This is a genomic window from Streptomyces beigongshangae, assembly GCF_019710745.1.
GTDB lineage: Bacteria > Actinomycetota > Actinomycetes > Streptomycetales > Streptomycetaceae > Streptomyces > Streptomyces beigongshangae.
Window position 1 is genome coordinate 5,138 of sequence record NZ_JAHKJW010000061.1, and the last position, 12,038, is coordinate 17,175.

Annotated in this window: 1 protein-coding gene (cut by a window edge); it reads right to left on the minus strand. The window is 77.7% G+C overall.

Going from position 1 to position 12,038, the window contains the following annotated elements; all coding sequences use genetic code 11:
• Positions 1 to 12,038, minus strand: partial view of a type I polyketide synthase gene (locus KM933_RS32410; RefSeq protein ID WP_221359021.1) — the 3' portion only. 16,966 nt of this gene lie beyond the right edge of the window; the window shows 12,038 of its 29,004 coding nt (coding positions 16,967–29,004); its start codon lies off the right edge, out of view; its stop codon occupies positions 1 to 3.

Sequence of the window (12,038 nt, forward strand, 5' to 3'; positions counted from 1 at the left end):
TCAGTCCCGCTCTTCGTCAGGGTTGCCGTTGAGTGCCGCCTGCACCAGGTCGTCGATCCCCATGGCGTCGATCGACACGTCGTACGTGTCGTCGGCGGTGTCGGGGACCGCGGTGTCCTGGCCGGTGCCGGGTGCGGCCGGGGCCTGCCCGGCGAGTTCCAGCAGCTGTTCCAGGAGACCGCTCTCGCGCAGCCGGTCCAGGGGGACGGCGGCGAGGGCGGCGCGCACGGCACCCTCGTCGGCGCCGGTACCGGTGGCGCCCGGGGCGCCGGCGGCGTTGCTGGGGAGGAGCTGCTGGAGGACGTGCCCGGCGAGGGCGGCGGGGGTGGGGTGGTCGAACACGAGGGTGGCGGACAGGGTGAGTCCGGTGGCGGCGTTGAGCTGGTTGCGCAGCTCGACGGCGCCGAGGGAGTCGAATCCGAGGTCGCGGAAGGCCCGGTCGGGGCCGACCTGGTCGGTTCCGGGGTGGCCGAGGACCTCGGCGGCGCGCTCGCGCACCAGGGTGAGGACCGTCTGGGTGCGGCGGTTCCCGGGGAGCCGGGCCAGCCGGTCGCGCAGGGCGGGTCCCGCCGGCTGCGTGTCCCGTCCGGCGGCGGACGCGGCGGTGAGGGCCGTGTGGGCGGGCATCTCGGCCAGCAGGCTGCTGGGCCGGACGCCGGTGAAGGCCCGGACGAACCGCTCGGGGTCGACGTCGGCGACGACGGCGACCGGGTCGGGGCCGGTGACGGCCTGGCGCAGGGCCAGGACGGCGAGGTCCGGGTCGAGCGGCCGGATGCCGGTGCGGCGGGCGAGGGCGGCGGCGCGCTCCCCGCCGGCCATGCCGTCGCCGTCCCAGGCGCCGTAGGCGACGGAGGTGGCCGGCAGTCCCTCGGCGCGGCGCCGTTCGGCGAGGGCGTCCAGGACCGCGTTGGCCGCGGCGTAGGTGCCCTGGCCGGGGTTGCCGACCGCGGCGGACGCCGAGGAGAACAGGGCGAACACCTCCGGGTTGTGGGCGCGGGTCAGTTCGTCCAGGAGCAGCGCCGAGGTGACCTTGGCGCGGAACACGGTGGCGAACCGCTCGGGGGTGAGGCCGTCCACGACGCCGTCGTCGAGGACGCCCGCGGTGTGGATGACGCCGGTGAGCGGCGCGTCCTCGGGCAGGTCCGCCAGGGCGGCGGCCAGGGCGTCCCGGTCGGCGGTGTCGCAGGCGGTGATCACGGGTTCGGCGCCCAGCGCGCGCAGGTCCGCGGCGAGTTCGGCGGCGCCGGGCGCGTCGGGTCCGCTGCGGCTCAGCAGCAGCAGGCGGCGGGCTCCGGCGCCGGCGAGCCGGCGGGCGGTGCGGGCGCCGAGGGCGCCGGTGCCGCCGGTGATCAGGACGGTGCCGGTGGGCTGCCAGTCGCGGGGGGTGCCGGGCCGGACGGCGGCGAGGCGGCGGCCGAAGACCGCGCCGGGCCGGACGGCGAGCTGGTCCTCGCCCTCGGGGTCGGCGAGGACCTCGGCGAGCCGTTCGGCGGTCCGTCCGTCGAGGGTGACGGGCAGGTCGACGGTGCCGCCCCAGCGCTGCGGGTGCTCCAGCGCGGCGACCCGGCCGAGTCCGTGGACGGCGGCCTGGAGCGGTGCGGCGACGGTCTCGGCGGGCGAGACGGCGGCGGCGCCGCGGGTGAGGCACCACAGCGGGGCGTCGGTGCGGGCGTCGCCGAGCGCCTGGACCAGGGTGGCGGTCAGGGCGGCGCCGAGGGGGGTGCCGTCGGCGGCGAGGCCGTGGGCGGTACCGGCCGGGGTGCCGTTCCGCGTGCCGGCGGGGTCCTCCGCGAGGGCGAGCAGCGAGACCACCCCGGTGAACGGACCGGACGCGTCGAGCCGTTCGCGGATCGCGGCGGCGAGACCGGCGCGGTCCTGGCCGGAGACCTCCAGCGGTACGGCGCCGGGGCCGAGGGCCCGCAGCACCTGCGCGGTCCACGGGTCACCGGCGTGGCCCGCGGGCAGTACGGCGAGCCAGGTCCCGGTGGGCGCGGCGGCGGTGGCCCGGTTCAGGGGCCGCCAGGCGATGCGCTGGCGCCAGCCGTCCACGGTGGCCTGGTCGCCGTGCTTGCGGCGCCAGTCGCGCAGGGCCGGCAGGACGCGGGAGAGCGCGTCGCCGTCGACGCCCAGCTCCCCGGCGAGGGAGTCGAACTCCGCGTCCTGGACGGCGGACCAGAAGGCCGCGTCCCCGGCGGTCCCGGTGTCCCCCACCGGCTCGGCGGTCTGCGCGGCCGGGGCCTCGTCGGGCCAGAACCGCTGCCGGCGGAACGCGTACGTCGGCAGGTCGACGCGGCGGGCGCCGGTGCCGGCCAGGAGTGCGGTCCAGTCGACGTCCTGGCCTGCGGCGTGCAGCCGGGCCAGTGCCGTGATCAGGGAGCGCTCCTCGTCGCGTCCGGTGCGCAGCGCCGGGACGACCGCCGGGGCGGGCCGGTTCTCGTCGGCGAGGGTGTCCAGGGTGTCCTGCGCGAGGGAGCACAGGACACCGTCGGGGCCGAGTTCGAGGTAGCGGGTGGCGCCGCGGCCCGCGAGGGTGCGGACACCGTCGCCGAAGCGGACCGCGCGGCGCACGTGCTGGACCCAGTAGCCCGGGTCGCACACCTGCTCGTCGGTGGCCGGTTCCCCGGTGAGGTTCGACACCAGGGGCAGCTTCGGCGGGGTGTACGACACGCTACGGGTGACCCGTTCGAAGTCCTGCAGCATGGCGTCCATGTGCAGTGAGTGAAATGCATGGCTGACCCGCAAACGCCTAGTCTTCCGGCCGAGTGCGGCGAACTCGTCGGCGAGCGCGGTCACCGCGTCCTCGTCGCCGGAGACCACCACGGCCTGCGGGCCGTTGACGGCGGCCAGCGAGAGCCGGCCGGTCAGGCGCGGGGCGACCTCGTCCTCGGCGGCGCGGACGGCCAGCATGGCGCCGCCGGCCGGGAGGGCCTGCATGAGCCGGGCGCGGGCGGCGACGATCCGGCAGGCGTCCGCCAGGGAGAACACCCCGGCCACGTGCGCGGCCGCGATCTCGCCGACCGAGTGGCCGGCCAGCAGGTCGGGCCGCAGTCCCCAGGACTCGAACAGCCGGTGCAGGGCCACCCCGAGCGCGAACAGGGCGGGCTGGGTCCAGCCGGTGCTGTCCAGGAGGTCCGCCTCGGCGGTGCCCTCCTCGGCGAACATCACCTCGCGCAGCGGGCGGTCGAGCTCCCGGTCGAAGTGGGCCCAGACCTCGTCCAGGGCCGCCGCGAACACCGGGAAGCGGGTGTACAGGGCGCGGCCCGCGCCGGCCCGCTGGGAGCCCTGGCCGGGGAAGAGGAACGCGGTCCGGCCGCCGGGCGCCGCCCGGCCGCGCTCCACCGCGGCGTGGCCGCGGTCCCCGGCCAGCGCGGTGAGCGCGTCGAGCAGTTCGTCGCGTCCCGCGACGGCGAGCACGGCACGGTGTTCGAACGCCGAGCGGGTGGTGCCGAGGGAGAGCGCCAGGTCGGCCGTGGCCGGGCGGTCCTCCGGGGCGGCGGCGAGCAGCCGGTCGCGGAGGCGGGCGGCCTGGTCGGCCAGGGCGTCCGCGGTGGCGGCGGACAGCGGCACGGGCAGCAGGCGTACGGCGTCCTCGCCCCGGTCCATGTCCGTGCCGCTGTCCGCGGCGTCACCCGTACCGGTGTCGGCGGGGGCCTGTTCGAGGATGACGTGGGCGTTGGTGCCGCTGGCCCCGAAGGAGGACACGGCCGCGCGGCGCGGGCGTCCGGTCTCGGGCCAGTCGGCCGCCTCGGTCAGCAGGTGCACGGCGTCCGGGTCCCAGTCGACGTGGCGGGAGGGCCGGTCGACGTGCAGGGTGCGGGGCAGGGTGCCGTGCCGCATGGCGAGGACCATCTTGATGATCCCGGCGACGCCGGACGCGGCCTGGGTGTGGCCGATGTTCGACTTGACGGAGCCGAGCAGCAGCGGCCGCTGCGGGTCCCGCTCGCGGCCGTACGTCGCCAGCAGGGCCTGGGCCTCGATGGGGTCGCCCAGGGTGGTGCCGGTGCCGTGCGCCTCCACCGCGTCGACCTCGCGGGCGGTGAGCCCCGCGGCGGCCAGCGCCTTGCGGATGACGCGCTGCTGGGAGGGGCCGTTGGGGGCGGTCAGGCCGTTGGAGGCGCCGTCCTGGTTGATGGCCGAGCCGCGCAGGACCGCGAGGACCTCGTGGCCGCGGCGGCGGGCCTCGGACAGGCGCTCCACGACGAGCATGCCCACGCCCTCGGCCCAGGCGGTGCCGTCGGCCGCGTCGGAGAAGGGCTTGCAGCGTCCGTCCGGGGAGAGCGCCCCCATCTCGCCGAACTCGACGAAGCCGACCGGGGTGGACATCACGGTGACGCCGCCCGCCAGGGCCAGGGAGCACTCGCCGTTGCGGATCGCCTGGGCGGCGAGGTGAAGGGCCGTCAGGGAGGACGAGCAGGCGGTGTCCACGCTGACGGAGGGGCCCTCCAGGCCCAGGGTGTAGGAGAGCCGGCCGGAGAGCAGGCTCGCCGACTGGGCGGTCTCCACGTGTCCGGACTGGCCGATGGCGGGGCGGTAGTCGCCGCTGCCGCCGCCGACGAAGACACCGGTGTCGCCGCCGCGCAGCGCGGCGGGGTCGATGCCGGCCCGCTCCAGGGCCTCCCAGGCGGCCTGGAGCACGATCCGCTGCTGCGGGTCGATGACCAGGGCCTCGCGCGGGGAGATCCCGAAGAAGGCGGGGTCGAAGTCGGCGACGTCGTAGAGGAAGCCGCCCTCACGGGTGACGCTGCGGCCGCGGCCGTCCCGGTCGCCGTGCAGGAGCCGTTCGAGGTCCCAGCCGCGGTCGGTGGGGAAGCCGCCGATGGCGTCGGTCCCGGCGCCGAGCAGCTCCCACAGGTCCTCCGGCGAGCGGATGTCGCCGGGGTAGCGGCAGCTCATGCCGACGATGACGATCGGGTCGTCGGCGTCCGCACCGGCGCCGGCCGTGGGCCGGGCGGCGGTGGCGGGGGCGGCCTCCCCGCCGAGGAGTTCGTCCAGGAGGTGCCCGGCGAGCGCGGTGGGCGTCGGGTAGTCGAAGACGAGTGTCGCGGGCAGGGTGAGCCCGGTGGCCGAGGCGAGCCGGTTGCGCAGGTCGACCGCGGTCAGCGAGTCGAAGCCCAGGTCCTTGAAGGCGTGGCCGGCCTGTACGGAGGCGGCTCCGGAGTGGCCGAGGACCGCGGCGACCTCGGTGAGCACCAGGTCCAGCAGGGCGCGTTCGCGGTCGGCCCGGTCCAGCGGGCGCAGCCTCTCCCGCAGGCCGGCGGCGGTGCCGCTGTCGGCGCCGTCGCCATGACCACCCGCGTCGCGCAGGGCTTCACGGGCCTCGGGCAGCGCGGTGAACAGCCGTCCCGGACGGGTCCGGGTGAACGCCGGGGCGAACCGGTCCCAGACCACGTCCGCGACGGTCACGGAGGCCGGGGCCGCCGGGTCCGCGGCGGTCTCGCCGACCACCGCGTCGAGGGCGGCCAGGGCGCGGCCGGGCTCCATGGCGGGCAGGCCGTTGGCGCGCAGGTGGGCGGCGAGCCCGTCGGGCCCGGCGCCCTGCCAGGCACCCCAGGAGACGGAGACCGCGTTGGTGCCCCGGGCGCGGTGCGCCTGGACGAGGGCGTCCAGGGCGGCGCCCGCCGCGGCGCCCGGACCCTGTCCGCTGACGCCCCAGACGGCGGAGATGGAGCCGAAGACGACGAACGCGTCCAGGGTCCGCTCCCCCACGGCGGCCGTCAGCGCGTCGTACGCGGCGCGCACGGCGTCCACCTCAAGGGACTCCACGGAGTCCACGGACTCCGCGGAGGACTCCCCCGTGTCGCCGGTGTGGACGACGGCGGTGAGCGGCCGGTCCGCCGGCAGCGCGGCGACGGCCTCGGCGAGCGGACCCGCGTCGGCCGGGTCGGCGTGGTGGACGGCGGTCAGGACCGCGCCCGCCGCACCGACCTCGGCGCGCAGCCGCTCGAAGGTCTCGTCCGCCGGGTCCGCAGGACCGGCCAGCAGCACTTCGGCGGCGCCCTGGGCGGCGAGCCGGCGGGCGACGTGGCCGCCGAAGCCCTCCGGGCGGCCGGTGACCAGGACGGTCCCGGCGGGCCGCCAGACGGCGCCGGGCTGCCGGGCGGCGGCCCGCGTCAGACGCCGGCCGAAGGCGCCGGAGGCGCGCAGCGCCACCTGGTCCTCGGCGGGGCCGTCCGGCGCGGTGGCGTCCGCCGCGGCGCCCGTCAGCACGGCGCGCAGGCGGTCGGCGGTGCGGGCGTCGGCGGTGCGGTCCACGTCGACGAGCCCGCCCCAGCGTGCCGGCTCCTCCAGGGCGAGGACCCGGCCGAGCCCCCAGAGCGCGGCCCGGTCCGGGTCGGCCGCGGCGTCGGAGCGGCCCACGGAGACCGCGCCCTCGGTGACGCACCACAGCGGGGCGTCGATCCCGGCGGTGCCGAGGAGCCGCAGCAGGACGTCGGGCCGGGCGGGGCCGTCGGCGGCGCCCGCGGCCGCGGTGGCGAGCAGGGAGAGGACACCGGCGTACGCGGTCCCGTCGGCCGCCGCGGCGAGCAGGGCGGCGGTGCCCTCCTCGTCACCGGCCGGGACGGTGAGGCGTACCGCGTCCTCGCCCGGTGCCCCGGCGAGGGTCTCGGCCCACGGGTCGCCGTCGAGCGCGGCCGGGGTCAGGACCAGCCACCGTCCGCCGGTACCGGTACCGGTACCGGTGGCGGTGGCGGTGGCGGGTGCGGTGCCCGTCAGGGGCTGCCAGGTCACCCGGTAGCGCCAGCCGTCCAGGAGCGAGCGCTCGGACAGGCCGCGGCGCCAGGTGGACAGGGCGGGCAGCACACCGGAGAGGACCTCGTCGTCCAGGTCGAGGGTGGCGGACAGGGACTCCAGGTCCTCGCGCTCCACGGCCGCCCAGAAAGCGGCGTCGACCGGGTCCTGACCGGCGCCCGCACCGGCGCCGGAGGCCGGCTCGGGCCAGTAGTGCTCGCGCTGGAAGGCGTACGTCGGCAGCTCGGTGCGGCGGGCACCGGTGCCGTCGAACCAGGCGGCCCAGTCGACGCGCACCCCGGCCGTGTGCAGGCGGGCCAGCGCGGCGAGCAGGGCGCGCTCCTCGTCGCGGTCCTTGCGCAGCGCGGGTACGACCGGGCTGCCGTCGGTGTCGTCGAGCACGCGGGCGGCCATGCCGGTCAGCACGCCGTCGGGGCCGATCTCCAGGAAGGCGTCGGCGCCGGCGCCGGCCAGGGCGCGCACCCCGTCGGCGAACCGGACGGTCGCGCGGACGTGCTCCACCCAGTAGTCGGGGTCGGTCAGCCGTCCGGGTTCGGCGAGCGCTCCGGTGACGTTGGAGACGACCGGGAGGCGCGGCTCGGCGTACTCCAGGGTCTCGGCGACGCGGCGGAACTCCGCGAGCATCGGCTCCATCAGCGGCGAGTGGAAGGCGTGACTGACCGACAGCCGCTGCGTCTTGCGGCCCTCGGCCGCGAACGCCGCCGCCAGGGCCAGGACTTCCTCCTCCGCGCCCGCGAGGACCACGGAGTCCGGGCCGTTGACGGCGGCCAGGGACAGACCGTCGGTGAGGCGCGGGGCGGTCTCGGCCTCGGTGGCCTGCACGGCCACCATCGCGCCACCGGCGGGCAGTTCCTGCATGAGGCGGGCGCGGGCGGCGACCAGCGTGCAGGCGTCCTCCAGGGAGAACACCCCCGCCACGTGGGCGGCGGCGATCTCGCCGATCGAGTGGCCCGCCACGAACTCGGGGCTCACGCCCCAGGACTCGACGAGCCGGTACAGCGCCACCTCGACCGCGAACAGCGCGGGCTGGGTGTACCCGGTGGTGTCCAGCAGGACGGCCTCGTCGCTGCCCTCCGCCGCGAAGAGCACCTCGCCCAGCGGACGTTCCAGGTGGGCGTCCAGGCGGGCCGTCACCGCGTCCAGCGCCGCCGCGAACTCCGGGAAGCGCGCGTACAGTTCGCGCCCCATGCCCGGGCGCTGCGAGCCCTGGCCGGAGAAGAGGACGGCGAGCCGGCGCTCGGCGGCGTGGTCGCGGACGGTCTCCACGGGTTCGCCGTCGGGCGTCACCAGGAGGACCGCGCGGTGCGCGAAGGCGGCGCGGCCGGTGGCCAGGCTGTAGCCGGTGTCGAGGGCGGGGACCCCGGGCCGCTCCTGCGTGAAGGAGGTCAGCCGTTCGGCCTGGGCGGACAGCGCCGCCTCGGAGCGGGCGGAGAGCGGCCAGGGCACGACGGCCGGGACGGCCGCGGGCTCCGCGGGGGCCTTCGGCCCGGCGGCCGGTGCGGGCTGTTCCAGGATCACGTGGGCGTTGGTGCCGCTCACGCCGAAGGCGGAGACGCCCGCGCGGCGCGGGCGGCCGGCGTCGGGCCAGGCCCGGTGCTCGCGCAGCAGTTCCACCGTGCCGCCGGACCAGTCGACGTGCGAGGAGGGGGTGTCCACGTGCAGGGTGCGCGGGAGTTCGCCGCGGCCCAGGGCGAGGACGGTCTTGATGACGCCGGCGACGCCCGCGGCGGCCTGGGTGTGGCCCAGGTTGGACTTGACCGTGCCGAGCAGCAGCGGCCGTGCGGGGTCGCGGCCCTCGCCGTAGGCGGCGATCAGGGCCTCGGCCTCGATCGGGTCGCCCAGGGTGGTGCCGGTGCCGTGCGCCTCGACGGCGTCCACGTCGGCCGGGGTGAGCCGGGCGTCGGCCAGGGCCTGGCGGATGACGCGCTGCTGGGCGCGGCCGTTGGGTGCGGTCAGGCCGTTGGAGGCGCCGTCCTGGTTGACGGCGGAGCCGCTGAGGACCGCGAGGACGGGGTGGCCGTTGCGGCGGGCGTCGGAGAGGCGCTCCAGGACGAGGACGCCGGCGCCCTCGCCCCAGGCGGTGCCGTCGGCGGAGTCGGCGAACGCCTTGCAGCGGCCGTCGCCCGCCAGTCCCCCCTGTGCGGTGAACTCCACGAAGGCGTCGGGGCTGGACATCACCGAGACGCCGCCCGCGAGGACCAGGGAGCACTCGCCGGAGCGCAGCGCGCCCGCGCCCATGTGCAGGGCGACCAGGGCGGAGGAGCAGGCGGTGTCGACGGTGACGGCCGGGCCCTCCAGGCCCAGGGTGTACGACAGGCGGCCGGACATCACGCTGGCGGTGGTGCCGGTGGCCGCGTGGCCCTGCACGTCGGTGGTGCCGCGGCGCAGCATGGTGGCGTAGTCCTGGCCGTTGGTGCCGACGAACACACCGGTGGCGCTGGAGCGCAGCCCCTGCGGGTCGATGCCGGCCCGCTCCAGGGCCTCCCAGGAGGTCTCCAGCAGGAGCCGCTGCTGCGGGTCCATCGCCAGGGCCTCGCGCGGGGAGATGCCGAAGAAGGAGGCGTCGAAGAGTCCGGCGCCGTCGAGGAAGCCGCCCTCCAGGGTGGCGGAGCCGCCGCGGGCGAGGGCCTCCAGGTCCCAGCCGCGGTCGGCGGGGAAGCCGGAGACCGCGTCGCGGCCCTCCGCGAGGAGGCGCCAGAGGTCCTCGGGCGACTCGACGCCGCCGGGGAAGCGGCAGCCCATGCCGACCACGACGACCGGGTCGTCGTCCGTGGCGCGGTCGGCCGTGCCCGCGGCGCCCCGGTCCGCGGCCGGTTCGGGCAGGTCGCCCAGGATCTCGGTGAGGAGGTGGGCGGCCAGGTCACGGGCGGTGGGGTGGTCGTAGACGAGGGTCGCGGGCAGCCGCAGACCGGTGGTGGCGGTCAGGGTGTTGCGCAGTTCGACCGTGGTGAGCGAGTCGAAGCCGAGGTCGGTGAAGGCGCGGTCGGGCTCGACGGCGTCCGGGTCGGGGTGGCCGAGCACGGCGGCGACCTGGGTGCGCAGGAAGTCCAGGACGTACCGTTCGCGGGCCGCTCCGGTCAGGGCCGCCACCTGGCGGCGCAGGACCGGCTCGGTGTCGGCGGGGGCGCCGTTCGCGCCGCCGGTGGCCCGCAGTTCGGGCAGGTCGCCGACGAGGGCCCGGTTCGGGGCGAAGACGGCGGCGTAGCGCTGCCAGTCGATGTCGGCGACCACGAGGGCGGTGTCGCCGTGGCCGACGGCGGTGTCGAGGGCGGTCAGCGCCTCCTCGGGGCTCATCGGGGTGAAGCCGCCGCGGCGGACCCGGTCCTCGACGCCGGTGCCGTCGCCGGCCATGCCGGTGCCGGACCAGGGGCCCCAGGCCACCGAGGTGGCGGGCAGGTCCTGGTCGCGCCGGTGCTCGGCGAGGGCGTCGAGGTAGGCGTTGGCGGCGGCGTAGTTGCCCTGTCCGGCGGCGCCGAGGGCGCCCGCGGTCGAGGAGAACAGCACGAAGTCGGTGAGGCCGAGGTCGCGGGTCAGCTCGTGCAGGTGGGCGGCGGAGCGGGCCTTGGCGTCGAGGACGGTGGCGAACCGCTCGGGGGTGAGCGTGTCCAGCAGTCCGTCGTCCAGGACGCCGGCGGCGTGCACGACGGCGGTGAGCGGGTGCTCCTCCGGTACGGCGGCCAGGAGCGCGGCGAGCGCGTCCCGGTCGGCGGTGTCGCAGGCGGCGACGGTGACCTCGGCGCCCAGTTCCCGCAGCTCGGCGGCGAGTTCGGCCGCGCCGGGGGCGTCCGGGCCGCGTCGGCCGGCGAGCAGCAGGTGCGGGGTGCCGCGTCCGGCGAGCAGCCGGGCGACGTGGGCGCCGAGGGCGCCGGTGCCGCCGGTGACCAGGACGGTGCCCCCGGGGGCGAACGGGCGGGGTGCCGGGTTCCGGGGGGCGGGGTGGTGGGCCAGGCGCCGTGCGTAGGTGGCGGAGGCGCGGACGGCGAGCTGGTTCTCCTCGCCGGGTGCGGCGAGCAGGTGCGCGAGGCGCCGTACGGTCCGCTCGTCGGTCTGCTCGGGCAGGTCGACGAGGGTGAGGCGGCGCTCGGGGCGCTCCAGGGCGGCGACGCGGCCGAGGCCCCAGAGGGCGGCCTGGCCGGGGCGGGCGAGGCGGTCGGCGCGGCCGGTGCTCACGGCCTGCCGGGTGAGCACCCAGACGGGGGCGGTGATCCCGGCCTCGTCGAGGGCGGTCAGGGCGGTGGCGGTGGGCGCGAGCGCGGCGGTGCCGGCCGGGTCGTCCGCGGTGTCGGCGGCGGCCCCGGTGAGGGCGAGCAGCGCGAGGACGCCGGTGAAGCCGCCCTCGGGGCGCGGCAGTCCGCGCAGGGCGTCGGCGAGCGCGGCGCGGTCGGCGGTGTCGGCGATGAGGTCGACGGTGTCCAGACCCAGGGTGTCCAGGAGCGCGGCGGCGCCGGGAGCGAGGGAACCGGCCGGGCGCAGGACCAGCCAGGTGCCGTCGGGGCGGCCGGTGGGGGCGCCGTCGAGCGGCTTCCACACGATCCGGTGGCGGCGGCCGTCGGCGGCGGCCCGCTCGGTGCGGCGGCGCCGCCACGAGGACAGGGCGGGCACCAGGGCGGTCAGCGTCTCGTCGTCCAGGCCCAGGTCGGCGCCGAGCGCGGGCAGGTCGCCGCGTTCGACGGCGGCCCAGAACGCGGCGTCCGCGGTGTCGTCGGGGTGTCCGGCGGGTCCGGCGGCCGCGGCCGGGGTGAAGGTGGTGTCGGGCCAGTAGCGGCTGCGCTGGAAGGCGTACGTCGGCAGGTCGACGCGGCGCGCGCCGGTGCCGTGCAGGGTGCCGGTCCAGTCGACGGTGGTGCCGTGGACGTGCAGCCGGGCCAGGGCGGCGGTGAGGGAGGGCACCTCGTCGCGGTCGCGGCGCAGCGCGGGGACCGCGGTGAGGGGCACGGTGCCGTCCGTCCCCCCGGTGCCGCCGTCGAGGTCGTCGAGGACGGCGCGGGCCGCGGCGGACAGGGTGCCGTCGGGGCCCAGTTCCAGGAAGGAGGCCACGCCCTGGCGGCGCAGGGTGCGTACCGCGTCGGCGAACCGGACGGTGGCGCGGACCTGGTTCACCCAGTACTCCGGTGAGCGCAGTTCCTCCGCGGTCGCGAGGTCGCCGGTGACGGTGGAGACGACCGGCAGGAGCGGCGCCTCGTAGGTGAGGCCGCGGGCCACGCGGGCGAAGTCGTCGAGCATGGCGTCCATGCGCGGCGAGTGGAAGGCGTGGCTGACCCGCAGGGTGCGGGTGCGGCGGCCGTCCG